This window comes from Micromonospora sp. LOL_021 (assembly GCF_048060215.1).
Taxonomy (GTDB): domain Bacteria; phylum Actinomycetota; class Actinomycetes; order Mycobacteriales; family Micromonosporaceae; genus Micromonospora_E.
Genome location: NZ_JBHMIN010000041.1, coordinates 23,342 through 48,300 on the forward strand (window position 1 = coordinate 23,342; position 24,959 = coordinate 48,300).

A 24,959-nucleotide genomic window follows, 5' to 3' on the forward strand; every position below is an offset into this window, starting at 1 on the left:
GCGGGCTGACCCGGCGGGCTGTCGTCGACCCTTTCTGTGGTCGGTGACCAGCGCCGAAGAATTCTCACCATCGCCCGGCAGCGGCGCCGTCGCACGTCCGTGATCCGTCCTCCAGGGTCCCGCACAGGTGCGACAACCTGCGGCGTGGACTTGCCACCGATCCGCTTCCTCCGCACCGGCGGCCCGCCGGGCAAGGGGGAGACCAACCAGGGAGTGATCTGATGAGTCGCGACACCGCACTCGTTTCGGCCGACTGGGCCGAGAAGAACCTCGACGCCCCGGGCGTCGTCTTCGTCGAGGTCGACGAGGACACCTCCGCGTACGACGGCGGGCACATCGCCGGCGCTGTCAAGATCGACTGGAAGACCGACCTGCAGGACCCGGTTCGCCGCGACTTCATCAACAAGTCGCAGTTCGAGGCGTTGCTGTCCGAGCGGGGCATCGGCAACGACGACGTCGTGGTGCTCTACGGCGGCAACAACAACTGGTTCGCCGCGTACGCGTACTGGTACTTCAAGCTGTACGGCCACCGCGACGTCAAGCTGCTCGACGGCGGCCGCAAGAAGTGGGAGCTCGACGCCCGCCCGCTGACCACCGAGGTGGTCGCCCGCCCGGCCACCCAGTACGTCGCCCAGGAGCCGGACAGCTCCATCCGGGCGTTCCGCGACGAGGTGGTGGCCGCGATCGGCACCCAGAACCTGGTCGACGTCCGCTCGCCCGACGAGTTCGCCGGCCGGCTGCTCGCCCCCGCCCACCTGCCGCAGGAGCAGGCGCAGCGGGCCGGGCACATCCCGACCGCGGTCAACGTGCCGTGGTCCAAGGCCGCCAACGAGGACGGCACCTTCAAGTCCGACGACGAGCTGCGCGCCCTCTACGCCGAGGCCGGCCTCGAGGACGGCAAGGACACCATCGCGTACTGCCGGATCGGCGAGCGTTCCTCGCACACCTGGTTCGTGCTCAAGGAGCTGCTCGGGCACTCCAACGTGAAGAACTACGACGGGTCCTGGACCGAGTACGGCTCGCTGATCGGCGTGCCGGTGGTGCTCGGCGACGAGCCCGGGAAGGCGTGACGATGACCGCTGCGACCACACCGAACGCTCCGATCGCGGCGGGCTGCGCCGCCCCGGACCAGGCGGCACCGCTGCCGGCCAGCGTCGACCTGGCCAAGGAGACCGTGATCACCGGGACCGTGCGGTCCGCCGACGGCGAGGCCGTGGCCGGCGCGTACGTGCGGCTGCTGGACGCCACCGGCGAGTTCACCGCCGAGGTGGTCACCTCGCCGGCCGGCCAGTTCCGGTTCTTCGCCGCACCGGGCAGCTGGACGCTGCGGGCCCTGTCCCGGCACGGCAACGGCGACACCCCGGTGACCGCCGCCCAGGGAGTCAACGAGGTCTCGGTGACTGTCGGCAGCTGACACCCGGCCCGACCCGACGACAGGCCGCCGCCCCGGAAGTCCTTCCGGGGCGGCGGCCTGTCGGCTTCGTGACCCGACATTGGCGGCGGATCGCTCGCCGTTGGTCCCCGCTGTCGCCCTGTGGACAGCGGAAACGGCCGACCGACGGCGTCACCCTGGTCGCTCCGGCCGGTGGCCACGCCGACAAGTCACCGGCGCCCGACATGACGGTGCGGCAGGACGAACTGACTTGATGACGTCACTCTCTGGTGAATTGGGCGGCCTGTCGTACACAATTTTTCGTGGCGGTAGCGGGCGTACGGCGAATCGGGATTCGATTTTTCCGACGCCTGCGAAAATTGCTCATCCCATGGGGGGAATCATGCGAAAGACTGTCGGTGCCCTGACTGCGGCGATGCTTGGGCTGGTCACCTCACTGACCATCGCCGTGCCCGCGAGCGCCGCATCCAGCCTGCGGGTGCACAGCGTGCAGTACCACCCGAACGGCGTCGACGACGGCAGCGGTGCGCTGGCCAACCGGGAATGGCTGCAACTGGTCAACCGAGGCAAGACGGCGATCAACCTGCGCGGCTACACGGTGCACAACAAGAACGGCCGAACCTACCGGTTCGGCGACGTCGTCATTCCCGGAAAAGGCGGCCGAGTCTGGCTGCGTTCCGGCGCCGGTGACGACACCGCACGAACCGTCTACTGGAACACCAGCGGTTTCGTGTGGGACGTCGACGGCGACAAAGCATTCCTGCGGCACCGTAAAGGCTACGCTCTGCACACCTGCTCCTGGTCGTACGTGAAGGGCCGGGACTGGGTGCGATGCCCGGTCAACCCGTGACGATTCCGGGTTGACCGCCGGCGGGTGCCGGGCCAGAGCTGGGCTGGCCCGGCACCCGTTCTCACCGTCGGTCAGCCGCGCCGGCGGTCGGACCGGTCACCCGGTCAGATCCCGCCGAGGCGGGCCGGGCAGGGATCGACCGGTTCGAGCACGCTGTCGACCGTGGTGACGATCCCGGCCGGCAGCCGTTCCTGCCGGGCCTGCGGCACCCAGCCGTCCTTCGCGGTGATGATCTCGTACTGCCCGCGTGGCGGCCAGTACGCGTACCCGCCGTCGGCGCCGGTGCGCAGCGTGTAGCCGGTGCCCGGATCGGTCAGCGAGTTCAGCCGGATCGTCGCCCCGGCCACCCCGACCTCGACCCCAGCGCAGCTGACCCCGGTGACCGTGCCCTGCACCTTCGCCCAGGACGCCGGCGGCGAGACGTTCATCTGCACGTCGACCTGGCCCACCGGGTACGGGGTGTCGGACCGCAACCCGAGGGTCGCGGCGTACCGGCCGGGCTGATCCACGCCGGCCTCGGCGGTCGCCGCCAGCGTGACGGTGACCGTCCGGGAGGCACCGGGGGCCAGGGCGAAACTGCCCGGGTCGGTGACCAGCCACGGCAGGTCGGCCGCGGCGTCGCACAGCTCCAGCCCGGCGAGCACCTCCACCTGCGCCGAACCGACGAACGAGCTCGGCGATCCGCCGACCTTGTACGCTCCGCAGGCACCGGCGCCCCGGTACCGGGCGAACTCGGTGTTCGGCAGGTCGCGCCAGACCCCGGCGGCCGGGTCGAAACCGACCGTCCGGTTCGTCACCGTGGTGGACGCCCCGGTCACGCCGCCGGCGATCACCAGCAGACCGCCGGCCGCCGCGTACTGGCCGCCCCACAGGTCGAGCGGCAGGTCCGGCAACGGGCTCCAGGCGTCGGTGGCCGGATCGTAGGCGTACGTCGACCGGTATTCCACGGTGCCGGCGCCGCCGGCGCAGTACGCCAGCTCACCGATGCCGCCACAGGCCAGCCAGGAGGCGGCGACCGGGTAGTCGGCCCGTGCCCGGAACGTGTCGGTGGTGGTGTCGAACGCCAACACCGTACGCGAGTCGGTGCAGGTGCCGTCGATGCAGCCACCGATCAGGTAGATCGTGCCGCCGATGACGGCGGACCCGGCCGCGGCCCGGGGCGCGGGGCTGGTCACCCCGGACAGCGTGGCCCACGTTTCGGTCGCCGGGTCGAACACGTCGACGCTCGCCACCGGAGTCCCACCGGCACCCCATCCGCCGAACAGGTACAGCTTGCCGCCGGCCGCCGCGAGCACCGGCTTGCTGCGGGCCACCGGCAGGTCGGGCAGGGCGCTCCAGGCGTCGGTGACCGGGTCGTAGACCCAGGCGTCCTGCTCGGTGCCGGTGGCGCTGCCACCGCCGACCGAGTAGACCTTGCCGTCGAGCGTGGCGGCCGCGTTGTCGAAGATGTCCGTCGGATGGTCCGGGGCCCGCGTCCAGGCGTCGGCGGCCGTCCCGGCGGCCCGAGCCCCGGCTCCGGCCGCGACTGCCCCGCCCACCCGAGAGGCGGCGGTGATCCGGGTCGGCGCGGCGCCGGCCGGGGCACCGTACGCCGGACCCTGCCAGGCCTTGCTGATCCCCTTCACCTTGTGTTCGGCCAGCGGTGCACCGTTGTCGGCCAGCAGGCTGAAGCCACCGTCGCCGGCCAGCATCTCGACCTCGGCCGGCGCGCTGCCGGTGTTGGTCACCGTCACCTTGGCCTTGCGGGTGCTGCCGTACGGCTGGTGGGACACGACCGGGTTGGTCGGGCTGATCGCCAGCCGGCCGGCCTTGACCGAGAAGTCGGCCCGGCGGGCCCGGTCGGCGACCACCGTCACCGTCCGGCTCCGCACCTGGTACGGCGCCCGCGTCGCGGTGAACTCCTGCTCCCCGACCAGCGGCGAGAAGAGCTGGTAGAAGCCGTCGGGCAGGGCCGGGTCGTCCGGCGTGGCGGCGGAGACCGCCCGTACCGTCGGGTCGGTGGCGCTGGCCACCGTGACCCCGTTCAGCGCGGCCCCGGTGTTGTGGTCGGTGGTGTTGCCGACCAGCAGTCCGCCGGGCAGCGGAGTGCAGCTGCGGTCGACCACCTCGACGTCGTCGATCTGCCACCACCAGGCGTAGCTGCCCTGGAAGCGGAACCGGATCAGCACCTCTTCGGCACCGGCCACCGAGGTCAGCGGGATCTCCTCGGTGCGCGGTCCGCGCCGGCTGGTGGTGTACCGCCACACGTTGGTCCAGCTGGCGCCGCCGTCGACCGAGACCCCGATCTCGGCGCTGTCGCTGAGCCCGACCGCCCGCCAGTCGCTGGCGAACCGCAGGTACGGCGCGTCCGCTCCGGACAGGTCCAGCGTCGGGGTGACCAGGTCGGTGTCCTGGACCGCACCGACGCCGAGCGCGTCACTGTCGATGTTGGCGAAGCCGCCGTCACCACCGGTCAGGTTGCCCCGCGAGCCGATGTCGGAGAACTCCCAACCGCCGCCGTCGGTGCGGTTCACCACCGACCAGCCGTCCGGGGTGTCGGCGGTCGGGAAGCTCTCGGCGAGTACCGGGTCGCCGAAGCTGGCCACGTACCCGGGGGTGACGCACTCGGCGGTGACCGGCACCGCCAGGTGCACGGTGCGGTCGGTGTCCCCAACCGGCACCTCCACCCGGGCCGGCTGGTATCCGGCGAGCGTCGCCGTGGCGACCAGCGTGACGGCGGTGCCGCCGGGCACGGTCAGGGTGTAGCGGCCGGATGCCGGATCGGTGTAGGTGGCCGTCTCGGGCCGCCCGTCGACCTCGACCCGGGCGTAGAGCGGCCAGCCGTGGCCGGCCGCGTCGGTGACCCGACCGCTGAGCGTGACCAGGGTGGTGGCGGCCAGGTCGAAGTCCTGCTCGACGGTGCCGTCCTCGGCGACGGTGACCGTGGCGCTCGTCGACTGGTAACCGAACGCGCTGGCGGTGATGGTGTGCTCGCCGGTCGGCAGGGTCAGCGCGTAGCCGCCGTCGGTGCCGGTGGTGACGCTGCGGTCGCCGGTGGAGACGGTGGCGCCGGGCAGCGGCTCGCCGTCGCCGGTGACCACGCCGGTCACCCGGCCGGCGGGTCCGCGCGGGGCGGCCTCGACGGCGGCGTACGCGTCGAGCCGTCCCTCACCGAAGTTGTTGTTGTTGGCGGCGGTGCCGCCGCAACTGGTGTCGTCGGTGTCGATCGCGGTGCCGTCCAGCAGGGCCCGGGTGGCGGCGATGTCGCCGTGCAGGGTCGGTGCCGCCGACCAGGCCAGCGCGACGGTGGCGGCCACGTGCGGGGAGGCCATCGAGGTGCCGTTGAACGCCGCGTACCCGCCACCGGGGATGCTGGAGCGGACCGCGGTGCCGGGCGCGGCGATGTTCGGCTTGACCGATCCGTCGACCAGCGAGGCACCCCGGCTGGACCGGGCGGCGATCCGGTGGTCGGCGTCGTAGTTGCCGGTCGCGTACGCCTGCGGGTAGTCGCCGGGGGAGCTGGCGGTGCCGCAGCCCGGTCCCTCGTTGCCGATGGCGAAGGCTGGGAAGATGCCGGCGGCGATCCAGGCGTCGACGGTCTGCCGGTACCACGGGTCGTCCTGCCCGCCGCCCCACGAGTTGTTGACCACGTCGGCGCGCAGTTCCGGCCGGGGGTTCGCGCCCGAGGTGTCGGTCGGGGCGAGCACCCACTGGCCGGCGGCCAGCAGCGACGCGTCGGAGCAGGTGTCCACCTCGCAGCCCTTGGCGGCGATCCAGCGGGCACCGGGCGCCACGCCGGTCTGGTTGTCGCCGCCGTCGTCGCCGGTCATGGTGCCGGTGACGTGGGTGCCGTGACCGTTGTTGTCACAGGGTGTCCCGGCCGGGCAGATGCCGGTCGGGTCGAACCAGTTGTAGTCGTGGTCGTAGCCTCCGGTGCCGGCGCCCCGGTAGCTGGCGGCCAGGGCCGGGTGGTCGAACTCGACGCCGCTGTCGATGGTGGCCACGACGATCCCGTCGCCGCTGGTGCCGAATTCGGACCAGACCTGTGGCGCCCGGACGTCATCGATGTTCCACTCGACGGCCGTGGTGCCGGCGTCGTCGCCGACCGGCGGCACCGGTTCGGCTGGTTCCGGGGTGAGCAGTGGGTAGTTGCGGACCGGTTCGAGCTGCTGCACCTCGGGCAGGGCGGCGATCCGGTCGGCCAGGTCCCGGTCGCCGGTGACCCGGACCGCGTTGGCGATCCAGTACGCGGTGTAGCCGGCCTTCCGCCCGTCGAGCAGTTTGCGCAGGCTCTGCTGGCTGCGCTGGGCGGTGGTGGTCAACTCGTGGTAGACGGCCTCGGCCCGGGCGTCGGCGCGACGGTCACCGGCCGGCATCCCGGCGCTGGCGGCGTCGGCCGCACCGGACAGGTCGGCGCGGTCCCGCAGGTAGACCATGAAGTCGACGGTGCCGTCCCGGTCCAGTTCGGCGGCGAGCTCGGCGCTGATCGGCGCGGTGGCCGACCCGTCGACCGGGCCGGCACCGGGTGCGGCGGTCGCGGCGGCGGGTTGGGCGGTCACCGCGAGCAGGGTGATCAGCCCGGCGGTGAACATCCGGTACAGCAGCCGCCCTGGGCCGCCGCGGCTGCGGCGGCGGACGGTGCTGCGGTCACTATGGTGTCGTCCGGTTCGGCGGCGGGGCAGGTCGACCACGCGGTCCCCCATGCTCATAGGCGGCCCGTACTCGCCGGACCGCAGGATCAGCGGACCGGAAAGCCCGAAATCCGCCCAAGTCGCGTGCGGGCAGTGCTCTACGGACTGTTTCCGCACGGCGGCTACGAGTCATGCTTTAGTGGGCGACGTTGGTGATCAATGGGGTCTGTTGGGCAGTTTTCAGGCAGTACCCGGGCAACACATGGTCGAGCATCGGGCCGCAGTGGTATCGGTGACTGTCGCTGTTGACTCCGGCGACTAAACGGCGTTGTCTGATGACACGCAGCAACCTGGGGAGGAGCGCGGTGGTCAACGGTGAGGTGCCACTGGTCGTGTGTGTCACCGCTGACGTAGCCGTCCGTGAGCGCGTCGTGAGACGGCTCGACGACTGCGGCACGGTAGTCATCTGTACTGATTTGGCCGAGTTACGGGCGATGCTGTTCCCGCCCGTACCGGCGGAGGAACCGGAGCCGGCGGCGCCGGTCGTGCTCGGCGATCTCGTCGTCGACGTGCCCGGCCATCTCGTCACCTGGCGGGGTGAGCCGTTGGCGCTGACCCGGCTGGAGCGGGAGTTGCTGGCCCGGCTGGCCACCCCGCCGGTGGTGGTCTGGACCTACGAACGGCTCTTTGGCTCGGTCTGGGGCGGGGCCTACCTCGGCGACACGGCCATCCTGCATTCGGCCGTGAAACGGCTGCGCCGCAAGTTGCGCGGCGCCGGCGGCGGCCTGGAGATCCAGACCGTACGCGGCGTCGGCTACCGGCTCGCGTCGAGCGCGCCGGACAACTTCGGCGCACCGGCGGCGACGGGACCGGACCGGGCCGGTTACCAGCGGGACGACCTGGCCGGCGACGACCTGGCCGGTGCCGGCGCCGGCGACGACGTGGTCGTTCGTGACGACGCGGCGGCTCGCGATGACACGGCCGTTCGTGACGAGCTGGTCCGGGACAACCTGGTCCGCGACCAGCTGGTCCACGAGGATGCGGTGCCGGACGAGCCCGGCTGGGACGGGTCGGATCGGGAGCTGCCGGAGCAGCGGATCGGCAGGCCGGTCGAGGTCGGCTGCTGACCGCTGCCGGGGCGGCCGGTTGTATGACGGCTGCCGGGCGGGCCGGCTGCCCTGGCCGGTGCCTGGCACGATGGCCGGGTGACCGACGACCCGCCCACGACCCCGGCCGTCCCGCCGGCACACCCGGCCGCAGCGGTCCCGCCGCCGGCGGGACCGCCAGTCGCCGCCGGAGCGCCATCCACCGCCGTACCGCCGAACGCCGCTGGCCAGGGCCCGGTGCGTCGGTGGTGGCGGTGGTGGCTGGCGGCTGCCGCAGTGGTCTGGAGCGTGCTGCTGTTCGGCCTGGCCGTGCAGTCCCAGCGGGACGACGGTCCGACCGTGCGCGAGCAGCGCGACATCGGACAGGCCCGGCCCGTCGCCGACCGGGCGGCGATCGACCTGATCGCCGCAGTCGGCGACGCCGGCGTGGTGGTGCTGGCCGAGGAGCAGATCACCGCCGGCTGCCGGATCACGCCGATGCGGCCCGGCGCCGAACTGACCCGGTTGCTCACCGCCTACACGGCACCCGGTGCCGGCCCGGCGTTGCTCGACCGGATCGCCCGCCGGCTCCCGGCCAGCTACGCCGCGATAGCCCGGCACGACGCCGCCACCGGCCGGTCGCGGCTCGGTGCCGACGCCGGTGACTTCGTCGCGGTCCGCGGCGAACTGATCCGCGCCGGCGTGGTACAGCTGCGGATCAGCACCGGCTGCCGACCGGCGTCCGACGGATCCCGGCCCGCACCCGCCGACCCCCGGCCGGGCGCCACCGCCGGCCCGACCCCGGGCAGCCACGCCGAGTTGCTGACGGACGCCTTCGGAGTGGCCGACGTCCGGGCCGCGTCGTCGGTGGAACTGCCCTGTCCCGACGGCGACGGACAGCTCAGCAGCTACGCGCTGACCGCGGCCGGCACAGCGGAGTCCGACGAGTGGGCGTCGCTCGGCTTCACCATGCCGCGCGCCACCGTCGTCTCCGATCAGGCACCGCTGTTCGTCCACCGCTACGGCACCAAGGGCACCGTGGTGCGGCTCGACGGCGACGACGTCTGGATCGCCTCCACCGACTTCACCTGCTGATCCCGCCGTCCCCGCTGATCCGTCGGCGGCTGCCAGCCCGGTCAGTAGACGAGGGCCTGGACGCCGTCGGCCATGATCTCCTCGACGAAGACCGCCGCCCCGGCGATCCGTACGCCGGGCAGTACGTCGTCCGGGCCGAACCCACGGCGGGCCGCGCACTGCGTACAGACCGTCACCCGACCGCCGCTGGCCAGCACCGCGTCCAGCAGGTCGGGCAGCGGCGCCGAATGCGGCAGGTCGAACTCGGCGGCCCGGCCGGGCAGCCCGAACCACGCCGACTCACCGGTCAGCCAGAGGGAGACCTCGACGCCGGCCGCGGCGGCGGTGCCCGCTACGGTGAACGCCTGGGCGCACCGCTCCGGCTCGTCGGAGCCGGCGGTCGCCTTTACGACGAGAGTGCGAGCCATGCGGCCAGCATAGGATGGCCTTGTCATGGTTACCGAGATCGGGTTCGTCAGCCTGCTGGTGGCAGGCTTCGGCGCGCTCGCCGGTGGCCTGGTCTACCTCGCGGTCCGCATCTGCCGTGGACGCTGGTGAGAAAGCGGAGGACCGATGAGCGCGAGCAGCGCGTCCGGAGCGGGACAGCCGAGCACCGAGGAGAACCCGGTCCGGCCGCCGTGGCTGGACGCCCCGCCGGTCGACCCGTACCCGTTCGAGGAGAGCCACGACCTGCGGGTCGGCCCGAAGCTGCACCCGGCGTTGAACGCGCTACTGCCCTACATCGGGGTGTGGCGTGGGCGGGGGCGCGGCGGCTACCCGACAATCGAGGACTTCGACTACGCGCAGGAGATCCGGATCAGCCACGACGGTCGGCCGTTCCTGCAGTACGAGTCGCGGGCCTGGCTGCTCGACGAGCAGTCCCGCCCGGTGCGCCCGGCCGGCCGCGAACTCGGCTGGTGGCGGGCGGTCACCGACGCCGACGGCCGGGCCACCGGTGAGCTTGAGGCGACGATGATGACCCCGACCGGGGTGATGGAGCTCTACCTGGGTCGGGTCACCGGGGTGCAGGTCGAGCTGGCCACCGACGCCGTGGTGCGTACCGGTACCGCCAAGGAGGTCACCGGCGGCCACCGGCTGTTCGGCATTGTCGAAGGGGCGCTGCTGTACGCCCAGGAAATGGCCGCGGTCGGTCAGCCGCTCTCCCCGCACCTGTCCGCCCGGCTGATCCGGGTCGGCGGCTGATCCGGATCGGCTACGCAGACGGGCCGGCCACGGGGACGGCGGCGATAGGATGGCGACGGTGGCTGAATCTTCCCTGGCAGAAATGCTGCGCTCGCGCGGGCTACGGCTGACCGCGCAGCGTCAGCTGATCCTGGAAGCGGTGCACGAGCTGGGACACGCCACCCCGGAGCAGGTGCTCAACGCGGTCCGTGAGGTCGCCGCCGGGGTCAACATCACCACCATCTACCGCACTTTGGAGCTGTTCGAAGAGCTGGGCCTGGTCACCCACACCCACCTGTCGCACGGTTCGCCGACGTTTCACTCGGTCGGCGAGGACCAGCACGTCCATCTGGTCTGCCGATCCTGCAAGTCGGTCTCGGAGATGGACCCGGCGTTGGCCGAGCCGCTGATCACCGCGCTCGCCGAACAGCGCGGCTTCCAAGTCGACATCGGCCACATGGCGTTGTTCGGCACCTGCGAGCGGTGCGGAGGAAAACAGTGATCGACATACCCGGCGCGGTGGACATCGCCGACGTGGCCACCGGTTCCTCCGACGCCGGGGTCGCCGCCCACTACGGCGACCCGATGCGCGAGCAGCGCCGGCTCGCCACCGAGGTCGGCCTGGTCGACCGGAGCAACCGGGGAGTGCTGGCGGTGCCCGGTGCCGAACGGATCAGCTGGCTGCACACCCTGACCACTCAGCACCTGGCGACGCTGCGCGCAGGTCAGGGCACTGAGCTGCTGGTGCTCTCTCCGCACGGCCACGTGGAGCAGCACGCGATGGTCGCCGAGGACGGCACGACCACCTGGCTGGACACCGAGCCGCAGATGGCCGGTGAGCTGCTGGCGTACCTGCTGAAGATGCGATTCTTCACCCAGGTCGACCCAGCGGAGGTGACTGCGGACTGGGCGGTGCTGTCGCTGGTCGGCCCGGCCGCAGTCGACGCGGCGGCGGCGCTGGGCGTGACCGGGCTGGCCGACCCGGACCTGCTGCCGGTGCCCGCGCCGAAGTTCGCCGCCGGGTCGATCCCCGACCGGCCCACCGTGCTCTACCCGGTGGCCGCGCTGCCGACCGACGGGCCGTACCGGGGCGGCTGGGCCCGCCGGGTGCCACTCGGCGTCGACCTGCTGGTACCCCGGTCCGCGACGGCACAGCTGGTGGCCGAGGCGACCGCGGCCGGTGCCGCGCCGGCCGGGCTCTGGGCGTACGAGGCGATGCGGGTCGCCTCGCGTACCCCCCGGGTCGGTCTGGAAACCGACCACCGGGCGATCCCGGCGGAGGTCGGCCTGCTCGGGCGGGCGGTCCACCTCGACAAGGGCTGCTACCGGGGGCAGGAGACGGTGGCCCGGGTGCACAACCTGGGCCGGCCACCGCGCCGGCTGGTGCTGCTGCACCTCGACGGGGTGGCCAGCGACATCCCGCCGGCCGCCGGCACCCCGCTGACCCTGGAGGGCCGGACGGTCGGCTTCGTCGGCACCGCGCTGCGCCACCACGAGCTCGGCATGGTGGCTCTGGCGGTGGTGAAACGCAACGTGCCGGACGACGCCGATCTGCGTGCCGGTGAGTTCAGCGCCGCGATCGAGCCCGGAGCCGGGATGGCGCAGAGTTGACCAGGTACGCCGGCGGGGTGCCGCTGGTCGAGATGGCCCGCTCCGGTTTCGTGGAGAGCCGGCATCACGGCTCACTGGTGGTGCTGGCCGCTGACGGCAGCCTGCGAGAGCGGTTCGGCGACGTGGAGTCGCCGGTGTTTCCCCGGTCGGCGAACAAGCCGTTGCAGGCGATCGGCATGCTGTGGGCCGGGCTGCGGCTGGCCGATCCAGCCGATTTGGCGGTGGTCTGTGCCAGCCACAGTGGCGAGGACTTCCACCTGGCCCGGGTGGCCGCGTTGCTGCGTACCGCCGGGCTCACCGAGGCGGCGCTGCGCTGCCCGCCGGAGCTTCCGGTCGGCGCGGCCGCCGCAGCCGAGGTGCTGCGGGCCGGTGGCGGGCCGAGCCGGCTGCAGATGAACTGCTCCGGCAAGCACGCCGGGATGCTGCTGACCTGCCGGGCGGCCGGCTGGCCGGTGGAGGAGTACTGGCATCCGGAGCATCCGTTGCAGGAACGGATCCGGGCCGCCGTCGAGGAGTGCGCCGGTGAGCCGGCCGCCGCTGTCGGGGTGGACGGCTGCGGCGCGCCGGTGCTGGCGCTGTCGCTGACCGCGGTGGCGCGGGCGTTCCTGCGCCTGGTGCACGGCCTTGCCGGGTCGGTGGAGCGGACCGTGGCGGACGCGATGCGCGCGTACCCGGAGCTGGTGGCCGGCACCGGACGGGCCGACACCCGGCTGATGCGGGCGGTGCCCGGGCTGCTGGCCAAGGTCGGCGCGGAGGGCGTGCTGGCGGTGGCGGTGCCCGGCGTCGGGGCGATCGCGGTGAAGATCGACGACGGTGCGCAGCGGGCGGCGGTGCCGCCGGTGGTTGCCGCGCTGCGCCAGCTCGGCGTCGGCACTGGCACCGACGCTGAAGGCCTGGATCCGACGGCTCTGGCCGAACTCGGTGAACCGCCGGTGCTCGGTGGCGGCCAGCCGGTCGGCACGCTGCGAGCCCTGTGCCGGCCGTCCTGACGAGGCTGGCCGGCGGGCGAGCGGGCTGTCGCGTGGTGTGGGCGGCTATCGCACGGTGTCGGCGAGGAACTCACGCAGTGCGGCGTCAACCGGCCCGGGGCACTCCAACGGCAGCAGGTGGGCTGCGCCGGGCACGTCCGGCAGCCGCCGGGCGGTCGGGATGCCGGTGCTGATCAGGTCGGCCAGGGCGAGGATGTCCGGCCCGTCGAGCGCCCCGGCGCCGACCAGCACCGGCACGCCGATCTCACCGAGCCGGCGGGCCGCCGGTGGGTCGAGTTCGCGGTGGGTGACGTCGCCGAGCGCGGCTTCGGCGGCGAGTGCCCGGCGGTCCATCTCGCGGGCGAAGGCGATCAGCTCCGGGTCGACGTCGGCGGGCTGCCGGTGCGGGCCGACGACCCAGAACCGCACCTCGGCGTCGGCCGTCGCGTCCAGGTCCTCCGGGTCCACCACGCCGACCAGGTCGTCCCAGAGCTGTTCGGTGGCGTCGGACCAGTCGTGGCCGCCCAGCGCCGAACCGAACAGGGCGAGGGCGGTGACCCGGTCGGGGTGGGCGAGAGTGGCGTCGATGGCGACCGCACCGCCGAACGAACAGCCGACCAGTGCGGCGCGGGCGACGCCGAGCGCGTCCAGTAGGCCGATCACGTCGTCGTGGTGGGCGAACGCGGTGGCCGGCAGGTCGGACTCGCCGTAGCCGCGCAGGTCCATGGCGATCACCCGGTGCCGGTCGCGCAGCGCGGCGACCTGCGCCCGCCACATCCGGCGGTCGGCGATGCCGGCGTGGATCAGCAGTACGGGTGGCCCGGTGCCGACGTCGTCGTAGCTGATCGTCGCGTCGCCTACCCGGATCGTCGTCATCGGCGGGCAGCCTAGCGACTCGGGGCGGCTGGCCGCCAACGACTTTCTCGGCGGCTCCTGCGACGGTTCTTCCGGGTGACTCCGCTAACTTTCGTTAGCGTTTCGCTAGCAGTTGCAAGCGGATCGGGCTACCGTCGAGGCATGGCCACACCGAAGGACCTGCCTCGCGACATCGGGGGCTTCATCCGCGACCTGCGGCACAACGCCCGCATCTCGCTGCGGCAGCTCGCCGAGCAGGCCGGCGTCAGCAATCCCTACCTGAGCCAGGTGGAGCGCGGCCTGCGCAAGCCGAGCGCGGAGGTGCTCCAGCAGTTGGCCAGCGCACTGCGGGTCTCCACGCCGGTGATGTACCTGAGGGCCGGGCTGCTCGACGACAAGGACGGCCAGGGCGTGCTCGCCGCGATCGCTTCGGACCCTGACCTCACCATGGCGCAGAAGCAGTCGCTGAGCCAGATCTACGAGACGTTCCGCCGGGAGAACGCCCGGCACGCCGGACCGGACGCCGACACGGACGCGGACGCAACTACCGCCGCCAAAGCCGCCGAAGAAGTTGAGGAGCAGACCCTGCAGTCGGTCGCCGTCACCGAGGCCGGGGCCGCACCTGGCCCGGCGACCGAGGACCCGCCGCCCACCGCGCCGACCAGGACCACTACCAGGACCACTTCCCGGCAGAAGACCACCCCCCGGCGTCGTACGCCCCGGGCCGGGGAAACCGAGCAGGCCGCCGCAGCGGCCGAGGAGGAGCAACGATGAGCCAGCCGAGGACCCAGCGGATCCCAGCACCCCTGTACGCCGTCGCCGGCGCCGGCGACCTGGCTTACCAGCAGCTGCGCAAGCTGCCGGTGGCCGTAACGCAGCTGACCGGCAAGGCCAGCCTCGGCACCGTCGGCCTGCGGGAGAAGGCCGCACAGAGCACTGCCGAGCTGCGTGAGCGGGCCAACACCGGTGCCGACCTGGAGCGCCTACGGGCGATCGCGCTGCGCAACCGCGACGCGGTGCTGGCCGGTGCCCAGTCGGCCGGGCAGCGGGCCGTGGCGATCTACGGCACGCTGGTGGCGCACGGCGAGCGGGTCGTCGGCACCGGGGTGGTCCGGGCCGCCGACACCGTCAACGCCGACATGGCGACCACCGAGGCTCCGGCCCAGGTCACCGCAGTACCGGAAGCCGACTCGATCGAGTCGGCCAAGCCCACCCAGGCCAAGGCCGAGTAGTTCCGGCGGGTCCGGGTGATCCGCAGGCCCCGGATGCAGGTGGCACGCATCCGGGGCCCGCGGCATAAGCTTTGGGCATGGACTCTGCCGCGCCGCTGTTCTATGCCGACGTCCGGTACATCCTCGACCTGGCGCTGTTCGTGTTCGCCCTCGTCGTGCAGGCTGTCGCGCTGGTGCACTGCGTCACCCAGAAAGGCGAGGCGTTCCCGGCGATCGGCACCCTGCCGAAAGGCGCGTGGCTGGCCATCCTCGGCGTCTGCCTGCTGCTCACCCTGCTGTTCCAGGTCAGCCTGTTCGGTCTGATCGGAATCGCCGCCGGGCTGATCTACCTGCTGGACGTGCGGGTCGGGCTGCGGGACATCGCCGACGGCCGAGGCTCCTGGTGAGAGATTTTCGTTGGCCTCCGCCGCCGGACGGCGGGCCGCGGACCTACGGGCCCGGCCCGTCCGGTCCCCGTACCGGCCGACCCGCGCTGCCTGAGCCGGAGACCGAGGTGATCACCACGCCGCACGGCGTGGAGCTGGAACGGCTGGTCACCGGGTCCGGTAAGCCGACCACCGTCTTCGCACACGGTATAGCGCACGGGATCGCCACCACCCGGCCGTTGGGCAGCGGAGTCGTCGGGCGCAAGGTGTTCTTCCAATTCCGGGGGCATGGCCGCTCCGCCGCGCCGGCCGGCCCGTGGGGCTACCCCGATCTGGCCCGGGACCTGCGGGCCGTGGCCGATCTGACCGGTGCCGGCCGGGCGGTCGGGATGAGCCTCGGTGCCGGGGCGTTGGCCCGGTTGCTGACCGACAGCCCGCAGCGGTTCGACCGGGCGGTGTTCTTCCTACCGTCGGCCTTCGACGCGGCCCGGCCGGCCTCGGCCCGCCAGCGGATCGCCGAGCTGGTCACCGCGGTCAACGACAGCGACGTCTCCGGGGTGGCCGAGCTGATCGCGGCGGAGACCCCGGTGCCGGTACGCAACACCCCGGCCGCGTGGGCGTACCTGCGTACCAGGATCGACCAGCTGCTGCGCGACGGACTCGCCGCCGAACTGGTCGACCTGGCCGACGCGGTGCCGGTGCCCGACCCGGCGGCGCTCGCCGCGGTCACCGCCCGGGTCCTGGTGATCGGCTGCGTCGGCGACGACCTGCACCCGGCCGAGACCGCCGAGCGGCTGGCCGCCGCCATCCCGGGCGCCGCCCTGCACGTCTACGACCGCCCCGGCGTGCTTTGGAACCAGCGCACCGATCTGCGGCAGCGGGTCTCCGGCTTTCTCAACGAGCCGATCTGATCAGCGGCACGCGCCGTGGCTCCGGCCGTCTCCTGCCACGTCGACTCCTGCCACGTCGACGACGGTCAACCGCAGCAGCCGCCGGAGGCGGCGGACGGCGTGGTGGACTGGTCGCTGGGCGTCACCGAGTAGACGCCGGTCTCCGGCAGATCCAGCTGCACGTCCCGGGCGGCGGCCCAGTCACCGGCCAGCGCTGCGGTGACCGAGCGGACCTGCTCGTAGCCGGTGGCCAGCAGGAACGTCGGCGCCCGGCCGTAGCTTTTCATGCCGACGACGTAGTACCCCGGCTCCGGCTGGGTGAGCTCGTCCACCCCGTGTGGCGGTACGGTGCCGCAGGAATGCTCGTTCGGGTCGATCAGCGGGGCCAGCCTCCGGGTGCAGCCCAGCGCCGGGTCCAGGTCCAGCCGTAGCTCGTCGGCGATCCGGTGGTCGGGGCGGAAACCGGTGGCCGACACGATTCGGTCGGCGGCCAGCGTCCGGCCGTCGGTCGCGACCAGTTCGGCCTGGCCGCTGGCGGTGACCCGTACGGTGTGCACGCCGAATCCGCTGACCAGCTCGACTCGGCCGGCGTCGACCAGCAACCGCAGTCCGGTGCCCAACTTGCCGCGGCCAGGCAGAGCGTCGGCGTCGCCGCCGCCGAGTGCCCGGTCGATGGTCGCGCCACGGGTGACCCAGCTGACCCGGGTGCCCGGCTCCTGATCGGCCAGCTCGGCGAGGGCCAGCAGGGTGTTGGCGGCGGAGTGGCCGGCACCGACGACGATGGTGTGCCGGCCGGTGTGGTCGGCCCGGTGGGCACCGAGCACGTCCGGCAGAGCGGTGCTGATCAGGTGGGCTGCCTGCGGTTCGCCGTGGGCGGGCAGCCCGTTGACGCCCAGCACGTTCGGCGTACCCCAGGTGCCGGAGGCGTCGATGACGGCACCGGCGCTGAGCTCCGTACCGTCGGCGAGCCGGACCACGAACGGTGCCTGCTCCCGGCCGTCGGTGCGGATCCGGTCGATTCCGGCGCGGCCCAGCGCGACGACCCGCGCGCCGTATCGGATCCGACCGGCCAGGTCGGGCAGCTTGGCCAGCGGTTCGAGGTAGTCGCCGATGAGCTCGGCACCGGTCGGCAGGTGCTCGGGATCGGGGGCGGCCCAGCCGGCGGCGTCGAGCAGCCGGCGGGCGGCTGTGTCGATGTTGTGACGCCAGGGGGAGAAGAGCTGAACGTGCCCCCACCTGCCGACCGCCGCGCCGGCGTTGCCGCCGGCTTCCAGCAGAACCCAGGGCAGGCCGCGTTCGTGCAGGTGGGCGGCGGCGGCCAGGCCGACTGGTCCGGCCCCGATGACGACGGCCGGTAGCTCCTCGTTGATCATGAATCCCTCCGTGCTGACGAGCGTTCGCAGTCTTGATGATCGTCGAATCAACAATACGATGCCCGCTGTTTCGGCGATGGTCAAAGTTTGACACTCGTCAAATCAGCCGACTGGGTGATTCCACCTGGTCGGCGGTAACCTGCCACCCGTGGGTGTCACCAGTCACGGCCGTACCGACCGACTCGACCTGCGCGACCCGACCCTGCGTGAGTGGCAGAGCAAAGGTCGGGCCAACCGCCGGGTACGGCTGCGCCTGGCCGGCTGAGATGATCCGCGCATTCCTCGACGGTGTCCGGCTGTTCCTGCGGGGCTTCGGCACCTACGCCCGCAACCCGAAGATGGTGCTGCTCGGGCTGATCCCGGCGGTGATCGCCGGGGTGCTGTTCGTGGCCGCGTTCGTCGGCTGGATAGCCGTCGTGGTCGACGTCGCCGGCTGGGTCACCCCGTTCGCCGACGACTGGTCGGCGGGCACCCGGGACGCGGTACGCGGTGCGGTCGCCGTCGCGTTGCTGGCCCTCGGCGGGCTGATCGGCGTACTCACCTTCACCGCCGTGACCCTGTTCATCGGGGATCCGTTCTACGAGAAAATTTCCGAATGGGTGGAGGAGCAGCACGGCGGGGTGCCGAACGGGGTCGACGTGCCGTGGTGGCGGTCGCTGTGGCACAGCCTGCTCGACTCGGCCCGGCTGATCGCGTTCGGCATCGTCATCGGGATTCCGCTGTTCCTCTGCGGGTTCATCCCGATCGTCGGGCAGACCCTGGTGCCGGTGGTCGCTGCCCTGTTCGGCGGCTGGCGGCTCGCCCTTGAGCTGGTTGGGTCCGCGTTCTACCGCCGTGGGCTGCGGCTACCGGACCGCCGGGTGGCGCTGCGCACCAACCGGCCGAAGGCGCTCGGCTTCGGGGTGGCGGTCTTCTGCTGCTGCCTGATCCCGTTCGGCGCGGTGCTGGTCATGCCGGCGGCCGTGGCCGGCGCGACGCTGCTCGCCCGCCAGTCGCTCAACCAGCCCACCGACGGGCCACCCCAGCTTGCTCCGCCCGCCTAGCGGCTGGCTTGCTCCGCCCTCCTACCGGCTGGCGGCCTGTGCGGCGTCGCGGACCTCACCGACCAGCTCCTCGATCACGTCCTCCAACGCGGCCAGGCCGGTCAACCGGCCGTCGGCGTCCACCACCCGGGCCAGGTGGGCGCCCCGTTGCTGCATGACCGTCAGGGTGTCCCGCATCGGTTGGGTGGCCCGGACCGTGACCAGTGGCCGGATCAGCCGGGAGTCGACCGCCCGGTCCCGGTCCTGCGCCGAGGCCCCGAGCACGTCCTTGACGTGTAGGTAGCCGGTCACCTGTGCGGCGCCGTCGACGACCGGGAAGCGGGAGTAGCCGGTGTCGGCGCAGCGCTTCTCCAGCTCGACCGGCGTGCTGGTGGCGGACACCGTGACCAGCGAATCCAGCGGGATCGCCACCCGGGCGGTCGGCTGGTCGCTGAACGCCAGCGCCCCGGTCAGCAGCCGGTGTTCGTGCTCGTCGATCAGGCCCTCACGGCGGGACTGGGCGATGAACCCGGAAACCTCCTCCCGGGTGAAGGTGGAGGTCACCTCGTCCTTCGGCTGCACCCGCAGCAGGCGCAGGACGATGTTGGCGAGCTGGTTGAGCAGCCAGATCAGTGGCCGCAGCACGGTGACCACGCCGTACAGCACCGGGCCCAGGACCATCGCGGACCGCTCCGGACCGGCGAGGGCGATGTTCTTCGGCACCATCTCGCCGATCACCATGTGCAGGAAGACCACGATCGCCAGGGCGATGGCGAACGCGATCGGGTGCACCAGCGCGTCCGGCACCCCGGCGGCGGCGAAGGCCGGCTCCATCAGGTGCGCCACGGCCGGCTCGCCGATGGCACCCAGGCCGAGCGAACAGACGGTGATGCCGAGCTGCGCGCCGGCCATCATCAGCGACACGTTCTCCATGGCCCGCAACGTGACGCGGGCCAGCCGAGACCCGGCGGCGGCCCGTGGCTCGATCTGTGTCCGGCGGGCCGAGATCAGTGCGAACTCGGCACCGACGAAGAACGCGTTGCCGGCGAGCAGCAGCACCCCGACGAGGATCGCCAACCAGTCACTCATGACGCGGTCTCCTCCGGGTGCCCATTGGAGTGGCCGTTCCGGCGTCCGTCAGGAGACCCCGCGGCTGTGGTGGCGTCGGCGCGGCGCAGCAGCAGCCGGTCGGCGCGCCGGCCGTCGACCCGGGTCACGGTCAGTTCCACCGGTACGGACGTGGGTAGCCCGTCCGGGTCCGGGTGTTCGCGGTCGTCGGCGACGACCGTGACGGTGTCACCGACCCGGGGCAGCCGGCCGAGCTCCTCGATGATCACCCCACCGAGGGTGTCGGAGATCCGGCCCTCCGGCAGATCGAGCCCGGTCAGCCGGGCCGCCTCGTCGGGCCGCAGCAGGCCGGAGAGCTGCCACGAACCGTCGGCGGCGCGCTGGTGCCGGCCGGTCGGCCGGTCCTGTTCGTCGGCGATCTCCCCGACGATCTCCTCGACCAGGTCCTCCAGGGTGACGATGCCGGCGGTGCCGCCGTACTCGTCGACCACCACCGCCATCTGCAGTCCCCGGCTGCGCAGCGTGCCGAGCAGCGGGTCCAGCTCGGCGGTCTCCGGGACCTCGGGCAGCTCGACCATCACCGACCGCACAGGCCGGGTGTCGCGCTCCCCGGTTGGTACGGCGAGGGAATGCTTGAAATGCACGGCGCCGAGCACCTCGTCGACTCCGGCGCCGGTGACCGGGAAGCGGGCGTGTCCGGTGGCGGCGGCCAGCCGCAGCACCTCGGCCACCGGCGCGTCGGCGGTGACGAACCGTACCCGGGGTCGGGGGGTCATCACGTCGGCGGCGGTCCGTTCGCCGAAGTCGATCGACCGGGAGACCAGCTCGGCGGTCTCCGCGTCCAGGGTGCCTTCCTCGCCGGACCGGCTGACCAGCGAGGCCAGCTCCTGAGGCGTACGGGCGGACGCCAGCTCCTCGGTGGGCTCGATGCCGAACGCCCGCAGGATCCGGTTGGCCGTACCGTTGAGAAACCGGATCAACGGGCCGGTGGCGGCGGTGAAGCCGCGCTGCGCGCCGGCGACCGCCCGGCCGACCCGCAGCGGCTCGGCGATGGCCCAGTTCTTCGGCACCAGCTCGCCGAAGGTCATCTGAAAACCGGTGGCCAGGACCAGCGCGAGCGTCAGCGAGAGCGCGGTGGTCGCGCCGTCCGGCAGGCCGGTGAGCCCGAGCGGGCCGCGTAGCAGGGTGGCCAGTGACGGCTCGGCGAGGAAACCGACGACCAGGCTGGTCATGGTGATGCCGAGCTGGGCGCCGGACAGCTGGGTGGACAGCGTCCGCAGGCCGCGCAGCAGGCCCGCCGAGCGGCGGTCACCGGCGGCGGCCTGCCGTTCCACGGTCGCCCGGTCGACCGTCACGAAGGCGAACTCGGCGGCGACGAACACGGCGTTGGCGGCGACCAGCAGCACCGCGACGCCCAGCAGCGCCCACTCCATCACCGCCCGGTCACTCCTTCGACGGTGACGGGGCGGCCGGGACTGGGAGGGTCGCTGGTCGTGGACATGGTCATCAGCATAGACAGGCGGATGCTGCGCCAACCTGCGAGTTCACTGAGAACAGTAGCGAGAAGTGCTCATGTAATTACTTTGCGTACCTGATATCTGCTGTTCAGCAACCTCTCAGGCTGCCCCGCTAGCATCGTCGACAGCCCCGGTTCCAAAATAGACATGCCTGATCATGTTGTGCGGCAACGATCGGCGCGTCCGGGGGCCGCGCCAGCATACCGCCAGGGAGAGATAGCCACGTGGTCTTCAAACGGATGCTCCGAGCCTTCGGAGTCGGTGGACCGACTGTCGACACCGTCCTGTCCAACGCCAGCACCCGCCCCGGCCTGACCCTGGCCGGCCAGGTCGACATCGCCGGCGGCGACCACGAGGTGGAGATCGATCAGATCACCGTCGCACTGGTCACCCGGGTCGAAATGGAGACCGACGACGAGGAGTACGACGGTACGGTCGAGTTCCATCGGGTTCCGGTCTGCGGCGAGCTGCGTCTTGCCGCCGGGCAGCAACTGTCGCTGCCGTTCGAGATCGACGTGCCGTGGGAGACGCCGGTCACCGACATGTACGGTCAGCGGCTGCCTGGCATGACCATGGGCTTGCGTACCAAGATCTGGGTCCGCGGTGCCATCGACCCGGGCGACCTCGACGACGTGCACGTCTATCCGCTGCCGGTGCAGGAGCGGATCCTGGAGGCGTTCGCCGCGCTCGGGCTGCCGTTCACCGGTGCCGACCTAGAGCACGGCCAGTTGGCCGGCCTGCCCCAGACCATGCCGTTCTACCAGGAGATCGAGTACGCGTCGGCACCGCAGTACCCGGGGGTCAGCCAGGTCGAGCTGACGTTCGTCGCCGACCCGCACGGGGTGACCGTGGTCCTGGAGTTCGACAAGAAGTCCGGGCTGTTCACCCCCGGTCATGACGCGTACGGCCACTACCGGGTCGAGCACGCGGCCGCCGAGAGCATCGACTGGATCAGCCTGGTCGACTCCTGGCTGCGGCAGTCGCTGGAGCAGCGACACACGCTGCTTGGCGGCTACGGGGGTGGTCACGCCCATGGCGGGTACCACGGTGGACACGAGGACGGTGGCTCTGGGATGGGCGGCGTGCTCGCCGGTGCGGCCGGCGGCGCCGTTGCCGGTTTCGCCGCCGGCATGGTCGCCGAGGAGATCTTCGACGTCATCGGCGGCGACGACGAGGAAGACGAACCCGAGGAAGAAGAGTCCGAGGAGTAGCCGCCGGCCCGCGTACCCCCGAGTCAGTGCTGCAGACAGCCGGACTCGTCGGCTCGGCCCGCCGTGGGCCGGGTCATACCCCCACCGAGTAAGGAGAACAAACAGGATGCCGGTCACCGCTGACCTGACCACGCTGGTCGACAAGGCCTACCAGGACAAGTCCCTGGCCGAGATCGTCGCCGCGCCGGTCGCCGCGCTGAAGGGCGTCAGTGAGAGCGACGCCAAGCTGCTCAAGGACGCTTTCGGCATCGTCACCGTCGGCGACCTCGGGCGGAACCCGTACTTCCGGACCGCGCAGGCGCTGGTGAATCTCGGCGGCGAGTAGCCGGAGCGGGCGGCCTCGGCCGAGTCTCCAGCGGCAGGCCTTGCTGGAGCCAGTCTGGACAGTGTCCCGGCGGGGCGGCGGGAAAATTCCCGCCGCCCCGCCGGATTGTTTCGTGAAGATGACGCATCCTCTTGACCTGGATTGTGTGAGCGCTAACACTGTTTGCATCGAAGATGATGACTGCGAAGGGTGTCGACCATGAGGCGATCGCGATCCAGGGTCAACTGGCTGGCGGCGACAACCGCCGCCCTGGTGACTGCGGCGACCACCGCCGTGGTCGCCGCCACCCCGGCTGCTCTCGCGGCGGCGGTCCCGCCCGCCGTCCAGTTCACCAACCCGATCGTCGAACAGCGGGCCGACCCGCACGTGCACCGGCACACCGACGGCTACTACTACTTCGTCGCCACCGTCCCCGAGTACGACCGCATCGTCATGCGCCGGGCCACCACCCTGCAGGGTCTGGCCACCGCAGCCGAGCGGGTCATCTGGCGCAAGCATTCGACCGGCGAGATGGGTGCGCACATCTGGGCACCGGAGCTGCACTTCATCGACGGCAGGTGGTACATCCACTTCGCCGCCGGCCGGGCCGAAGACATCTGGGCCATCCGCCCGTACGTGCTGGAATCATCCGCCGCCAACCCGCTCGACGGTCCCTGGACCGAACGTGGTCAGATCCAGCCGCCCCGCCCCGGCTTCTCGCTCGACGCCACCACTTTCGTCCACAACGGAGTGCGCTACCTGGCCTGGGCCGAGTACGCCGGCAGCAACTCCAACATCTACCTGGCCCGGATGGTCAACCCGTGGACGTACACCGGCACCCCGGTCATGATCAGCACTCCGACGTACGCCTGGGAGACCCGCGGCTACCGGGTCAACGAAGGCCCGGCGGTGATCATCCGCAACGGCCGGGTCTTCATGACCTACTCGGCCAGCGCCACCGACGCCAACTACGCCGTCGGGCTGCTCACCGCGTCGGCCAACAGCAACCTGCTGAACGCGTCGTCCTGGACCAAGAGCCCGAACCCGGTGCTGGCCAGCAACAGCCGTACCGGTCAGTGGGGGCCGGGGCACAACTCGTTCACCGTCGCTGAGGACGGCAGCGACGTGATCGTCTACCACTCCCGCAACTACGAGCGGTACCTCGGCAACGGCTACGACCCGCTGAACGACCCCAACCGGCGTACCCGGGTGCAGAAGATATACTGGAACGCCGACGGCACACCGAACTTCGGCGTACCGGTGCCGGACGGTGCCACGCCGATCCGGCTCAGCGCCCACGACCAGCCGGACCGCTACCTGCGGCACTGGGACTACCGGGTCCGTCTTGAGGGGAATATGACGAATCTGGCCGACTCGCAGTTCCGGGTCGTCCCCGGGCTGGCCAACTCGGCCGGCGTCTCGCTGGAGTCGACCAACTTCCCCGGCTACTACCTGCGGCACCGCAACCACCAGATCTGGGTGGAGGCCAACGACGGGTCGAGCCTGTTCCGGCAGGACGCCACCTTCATGGCGCGCGCCGGGCTGGCCGACGCCGGCAAACTGTCGCTGGAGTCGGTCAACTTCCCCGGTCAGTACGTCCGCCACCGCGACGGCCTGCTCTACCTGGAAGCCGTACCGGACGCCGCCGGCCGCGCCTCGGCCACCTTCACCGTCAGCTGACCCGACCGCCAACACCCGGCACCGTACGACAGCGCGCCACCAGCTGGGCGTACGGTGCGGGGGTGGCACAAGCGGAGATCTACGTCAGCACGGACGTCGAGGCGGACGGGCCGATCCCCGGCCCGCACTCGATGTTGAGCTTCGCCTCGGCGGCGTACACGGCAGGCAAGGAGCTGGTCGGCACGTTCAGCGCCAACCTGGTCACGCTGCCCGGTGCCAGCGGCGCCCCGCAGACGATGGCGTGGTGGGAGACGCAGCCGGAGGCGTGGGCGGCGTGCCGGGCCGACCAGGAGGAGCCGGCGGTCGCGATGGCCCGGTACACGGAGTGGCTGGCTCAGCTGCCGGGGCGGCCGGTGTTCATCGGCTACCCGGCGGCGTACGACTTCATGTTCGTCTACTGGTACCTGATCCGCTTCACCGGATCGAGCCCGTTCTCCCACTCGGCGCTGGACATCAAGACGTACGCCATGGCGCTGCTGGGCACCGGCTACCGGACGACGTCGAAGCGGATCATGCCCCGCGACTGGTTCGGCGATCAGCAGCACGAGCATGTCGCCCTGGACGACGCGATCGAGCAGGGTGCCCTGTTCTGCGCCATGCTCGCCGCCAACCCGGCGACCCGCTGACGCAGCAACCCGCCTCTGCACCGATGTGAGGCTGAGATGCCTC

General features: G+C 71.8%; 24 protein-coding genes and 1 pseudogene. 19 read left to right on the top strand and 6 right to left on the bottom strand.

The genetic code is table 11. From position 1 onward, the window contains the following. Nucleotides 1-221: 221 nt before the first annotated feature. The 3 genes from ACFHWT_RS22970 (at nt 222) to ACFHWT_RS22980 (ending at nt 2,243) form a co-directional block, all read left to right on the top strand. The gene (locus ACFHWT_RS22970) at nt 222-1,070 is read left to right on the top strand and encodes a sulfurtransferase (protein WP_278171731.1); all 849 of its coding nucleotides are present in this window, start codon (nt 222-224) and stop codon (nt 1,068-1,070) included. A 2-nt stretch (nt 1,071-1,072) separates the two neighbouring features. Beyond that, nucleotides 1,073-1,414 (top strand): DUF1416 domain-containing protein, encoded by a 342-nt coding sequence (locus ACFHWT_RS22975; RefSeq protein ID WP_416596725.1) that lies wholly within the window; start codon nt 1,073-1,075, stop codon nt 1,412-1,414. A gap of 232 nt (nt 1,415-1,646) precedes the next feature. Then, complete coding sequence (locus ACFHWT_RS22980; protein WP_416596726.1) at nt 1,647-2,243, top strand: lamin tail domain-containing protein; 597 nt, start codon at nt 1,647-1,649, stop codon at nt 2,241-2,243. Between the two features lie 104 nt (nt 2,244-2,347). On the opposite strand, the gene ACFHWT_RS22985 is transcribed toward ACFHWT_RS22980, so the two are convergent. After that, a complete protein-coding gene (locus ACFHWT_RS22985; protein WP_416596751.1) occupies nt 2,348-6,814 on the bottom strand; it encodes a S8 family serine peptidase in 4,467 nt (1,488 codons plus the stop codon). A 374-nt stretch (nt 6,815-7,188) separates the two neighbouring features. On the opposite strand from ACFHWT_RS22985, the pseudogene ACFHWT_RS22990 reads away from it, so the two are divergent. Both ACFHWT_RS22990 and ACFHWT_RS22995 read left to right on the top strand, forming a co-directional pair. Further along, nucleotides 7,189-7,704, top strand: a pseudogene (locus ACFHWT_RS22990) (winged helix-turn-helix domain-containing protein); the annotation flags it as partial. A gap of 354 nt (nt 7,705-8,058) precedes the next feature. Then, nucleotides 8,059-9,033: a hypothetical protein gene (locus ACFHWT_RS22995; protein ID WP_416596727.1), complete on the top strand. Its 975-nt coding sequence runs from the start codon at nt 8,059-8,061 to the stop codon at nt 9,031-9,033. Nucleotides 9,034-9,074: 41 nt separating this feature from the next. Here ACFHWT_RS22995 and ACFHWT_RS23000 read toward each other — a convergent pair whose 3' ends face one another. Then, nucleotides 9,075-9,440 carry a DsrE family protein gene (locus tag ACFHWT_RS23000; protein WP_278171723.1) on the bottom strand — a complete coding sequence of 122 codons (366 nt, stop codon included), beginning with the start codon at nt 9,438-9,440 and terminating at the stop codon, nt 9,075-9,077. Between the two features lie 25 nt (nt 9,441-9,465). Between ACFHWT_RS23000 and mtfM the strand changes: the two genes are divergently transcribed. Genes mtfM through ACFHWT_RS23025 form a run of 5 tightly spaced genes read left to right on the top strand, consistent with a single transcriptional unit; the run spans nt 9,466 to nt 12,794 of the window. Continuing rightward, on the top strand, nt 9,466-9,570 hold the full coding sequence (gene mtfM, locus ACFHWT_RS23005; protein WP_278171721.1) for a small membrane protein MtfM: 105 nt from the start codon (nt 9,466-9,468) through the stop codon (nt 9,568-9,570). Nucleotides 9,571-9,585: 15 nt separating this feature from the next. After that, entirely contained in the window at nt 9,586-10,215 is a 630-nt protein-coding gene (locus tag ACFHWT_RS23010) for an FABP family protein (protein ID WP_123605847.1), read from the top strand. 58 nt (nt 10,216-10,273) lie between these two features. Then, entirely contained in the window at nt 10,274-10,696 is a 423-nt protein-coding gene (locus tag ACFHWT_RS23015; RefSeq protein ID WP_278171720.1) for a Fur family transcriptional regulator, read from the top strand. Then, nucleotides 10,693-11,805 (top strand): YgfZ/GcvT domain-containing protein, encoded by a 1,113-nt coding sequence (locus tag ACFHWT_RS23020; protein ID WP_416596728.1) that lies wholly within the window; start codon nt 10,693-10,695, stop codon nt 11,803-11,805. Before ACFHWT_RS23015 ends, ACFHWT_RS23020 begins: the two co-directional genes overlap by 4 nt. Before the next feature lie 32 nt (nt 11,806-11,837). After that, nucleotides 11,838-12,794: an asparaginase gene (locus ACFHWT_RS23025; protein WP_416596752.1), complete on the top strand. Its 957-nt coding sequence runs from the start codon at nt 11,838-11,840 to the stop codon at nt 12,792-12,794. Nucleotides 12,795-12,839: 45 nt separating this feature from the next. Here the strand turns inward: ACFHWT_RS23025 and ACFHWT_RS23030 are convergent, their stop codons facing one another. Continuing rightward, on the bottom strand, nt 12,840-13,649 hold the full coding sequence (locus tag ACFHWT_RS23030) for an alpha/beta fold hydrolase (protein ID WP_416596729.1): 810 nt from the start codon (nt 13,647-13,649) through the stop codon (nt 12,840-12,842). Between the two features lie 141 nt (nt 13,650-13,790). Between ACFHWT_RS23030 and ACFHWT_RS23035 the strand changes: the two genes are divergently transcribed. The 4 genes from ACFHWT_RS23035 to ACFHWT_RS23050 all read left to right on the top strand — a co-directional run bounded on the left by ACFHWT_RS23035 (nt 13,791) and on the right by ACFHWT_RS23050 (nt 16,136). Continuing rightward, a complete protein-coding gene (locus tag ACFHWT_RS23035) occupies nt 13,791-14,402 on the top strand; it encodes a helix-turn-helix domain-containing protein (RefSeq protein WP_416596730.1) in 612 nt (203 codons plus the stop codon). Then, nucleotides 14,399-14,860: a hypothetical protein gene (locus tag ACFHWT_RS23040; protein ID WP_416596731.1), complete on the top strand. Its 462-nt coding sequence runs from the start codon at nt 14,399-14,401 to the stop codon at nt 14,858-14,860. Before ACFHWT_RS23035 ends, ACFHWT_RS23040 begins: the two co-directional genes overlap by 4 nt. A 77-nt stretch (nt 14,861-14,937) precedes the next feature. Further along, on the top strand, nt 14,938-15,246 hold the full coding sequence (locus tag ACFHWT_RS23045; RefSeq protein ID WP_123605844.1) for a DUF2516 family protein: 309 nt from the start codon (nt 14,938-14,940) through the stop codon (nt 15,244-15,246). Continuing rightward, nucleotides 15,243-16,136 (top strand): alpha/beta fold hydrolase, encoded by an 894-nt coding sequence (locus tag ACFHWT_RS23050; RefSeq protein ID WP_416596732.1) that lies wholly within the window; start codon nt 15,243-15,245, stop codon nt 16,134-16,136. The genes ACFHWT_RS23045 and ACFHWT_RS23050 overlap by 4 nt, the downstream gene beginning before the upstream one ends. Before the next feature lie 65 nt (nt 16,137-16,201). On the opposite strand, the gene ACFHWT_RS23055 is transcribed toward ACFHWT_RS23050, so the two are convergent. Beyond that, nucleotides 16,202-17,488 carry an NAD(P)-binding domain-containing protein gene (locus tag ACFHWT_RS23055; RefSeq protein WP_416596733.1) on the bottom strand — a complete coding sequence of 429 codons (1,287 nt, stop codon included), beginning with the start codon at nt 17,486-17,488 and terminating at the stop codon, nt 16,202-16,204. A gap of 266 nt (nt 17,489-17,754) precedes the next feature. Between ACFHWT_RS23055 and ACFHWT_RS23060 the strand changes: the two genes are divergently transcribed. Beyond that, entirely contained in the window at nt 17,755-18,531 is a 777-nt protein-coding gene (locus ACFHWT_RS23060; protein ID WP_416596734.1) for an EI24 domain-containing protein, read from the top strand. A 21-nt stretch (nt 18,532-18,552) separates the two neighbouring features. Here the strand turns inward: ACFHWT_RS23060 and ACFHWT_RS23065 are convergent, their stop codons facing one another. Further along, nucleotides 18,553-19,599: a hemolysin family protein gene (locus ACFHWT_RS23065; protein ID WP_416596735.1), complete on the bottom strand. Its 1,047-nt coding sequence runs from the start codon at nt 19,597-19,599 to the stop codon at nt 18,553-18,555. Continuing rightward, nucleotides 19,596-21,011: a hemolysin family protein gene (locus ACFHWT_RS23070; RefSeq protein WP_416596753.1), complete on the bottom strand. Its 1,416-nt coding sequence runs from the start codon at nt 21,009-21,011 to the stop codon at nt 19,596-19,598. Before ACFHWT_RS23070 ends, ACFHWT_RS23065 begins: the two co-directional genes overlap by 4 nt. A gap of 308 nt (nt 21,012-21,319) precedes the next feature. Between ACFHWT_RS23070 and ACFHWT_RS23075 the strand changes: the two genes are divergently transcribed. The 4 genes from ACFHWT_RS23075 to ACFHWT_RS23090 all read left to right on the top strand — a co-directional run bounded on the left by ACFHWT_RS23075 (nt 21,320) and on the right by ACFHWT_RS23090 (nt 24,916). Next, on the top strand, nt 21,320-22,306 hold the full coding sequence (locus ACFHWT_RS23075) for a sporulation protein (RefSeq protein WP_416596737.1): 987 nt from the start codon (nt 21,320-21,322) through the stop codon (nt 22,304-22,306). A 106-nt stretch (nt 22,307-22,412) separates the two neighbouring features. Beyond that, nucleotides 22,413-22,631, top strand: coding sequence for a hypothetical protein (locus ACFHWT_RS23080; RefSeq protein ID WP_123605794.1), 219 nt, complete (start codon nt 22,413-22,415; stop codon nt 22,629-22,631). Nucleotides 22,632-22,829: 198 nt separating this feature from the next. Continuing rightward, complete coding sequence (locus ACFHWT_RS23085) at nt 22,830-24,290, top strand: family 43 glycosylhydrolase (RefSeq protein WP_416596738.1); 1,461 nt, start codon at nt 22,830-22,832, stop codon at nt 24,288-24,290. 62 nt (nt 24,291-24,352) lie between these two features. Then, nucleotides 24,353-24,916: an exonuclease gene (locus ACFHWT_RS23090; RefSeq protein WP_416596739.1), complete on the top strand. Its 564-nt coding sequence runs from the start codon at nt 24,353-24,355 to the stop codon at nt 24,914-24,916. Nucleotides 24,917-24,959 lie beyond the last annotated feature (43 nt).

What these genes read in the sequence shown, in the direction of transcription:
- ACFHWT_RS23045 (WP_123605844.1), top strand. Translation starts at nt 14,938, where the DNA reads ATGGACTCTGCCGCGCCGCTGTTCTATGCCGACGTCCGGTACATCCTC.
- ACFHWT_RS23000 (WP_278171723.1), bottom strand. Translation starts at nt 9,440, where the DNA reads ATGGCTCGCACTCTCGTCGTAAAGGCGACCGCCGGCTCCGACGAGCCG.
- ACFHWT_RS23035 (WP_416596730.1), top strand. Translation starts at nt 13,791, where the DNA reads ATGGCCACACCGAAGGACCTGCCTCGCGACATCGGGGGCTTCATCCGC.
- mtfM (WP_278171721.1), top strand. Translation starts at nt 9,466, where the DNA reads ATGGTTACCGAGATCGGGTTCGTCAGCCTGCTGGTGGCAGGCTTCGGC.
- ACFHWT_RS23055 (WP_416596733.1), bottom strand. Translation starts at nt 17,488, where the DNA reads ATGATCAACGAGGAGCTACCGGCCGTCGTCATCGGGGCCGGACCAGTC.
- ACFHWT_RS22980 (WP_416596726.1), top strand. Translation starts at nt 1,647, where the DNA reads ATGACGTCACTCTCTGGTGAATTGGGCGGCCTGTCGTACACAATTTTT.
- ACFHWT_RS23040 (WP_416596731.1), top strand. Translation starts at nt 14,399, where the DNA reads ATGAGCCAGCCGAGGACCCAGCGGATCCCAGCACCCCTGTACGCCGTC.
- ACFHWT_RS22975 (WP_416596725.1), top strand. Translation starts at nt 1,073, where the DNA reads ATGACCGCTGCGACCACACCGAACGCTCCGATCGCGGCGGGCTGCGCC.
- ACFHWT_RS23010 (WP_123605847.1), top strand. Translation starts at nt 9,586, where the DNA reads ATGAGCGCGAGCAGCGCGTCCGGAGCGGGACAGCCGAGCACCGAGGAG.
- ACFHWT_RS23065 (WP_416596735.1), bottom strand. Translation starts at nt 19,599, where the DNA reads ATGAGTGACTGGTTGGCGATCCTCGTCGGGGTGCTGCTGCTCGCCGGC.
- ACFHWT_RS22985 (WP_416596751.1), bottom strand. Translation starts at nt 6,814, where the DNA reads ATGTTCACCGCCGGGCTGATCACCCTGCTCGCGGTGACCGCCCAACCC.
- ACFHWT_RS23085 (WP_416596738.1), top strand. Translation starts at nt 22,830, where the DNA reads ATGAGGCGATCGCGATCCAGGGTCAACTGGCTGGCGGCGACAACCGCC.
- ACFHWT_RS23070 (WP_416596753.1), bottom strand. Translation starts at nt 21,011, where the DNA reads ATGGAGTGGGCGCTGCTGGGCGTCGCGGTGCTGCTGGTCGCCGCCAAC.
- ACFHWT_RS23060 (WP_416596734.1), top strand. Translation starts at nt 17,755, where the DNA reads ATGATCCGCGCATTCCTCGACGGTGTCCGGCTGTTCCTGCGGGGCTTC.
- ACFHWT_RS23080 (WP_123605794.1), top strand. Translation starts at nt 22,413, where the DNA reads ATGCCGGTCACCGCTGACCTGACCACGCTGGTCGACAAGGCCTACCAG.
- ACFHWT_RS23030 (WP_416596729.1), bottom strand. Translation starts at nt 13,649, where the DNA reads ATGACGACGATCCGGGTAGGCGACGCGACGATCAGCTACGACGACGTC.
- ACFHWT_RS22970 (WP_278171731.1), top strand. Translation starts at nt 222, where the DNA reads ATGAGTCGCGACACCGCACTCGTTTCGGCCGACTGGGCCGAGAAGAAC.
- ACFHWT_RS23025 (WP_416596752.1), top strand. Translation starts at nt 11,838, where the DNA reads ATGGCCCGCTCCGGTTTCGTGGAGAGCCGGCATCACGGCTCACTGGTG.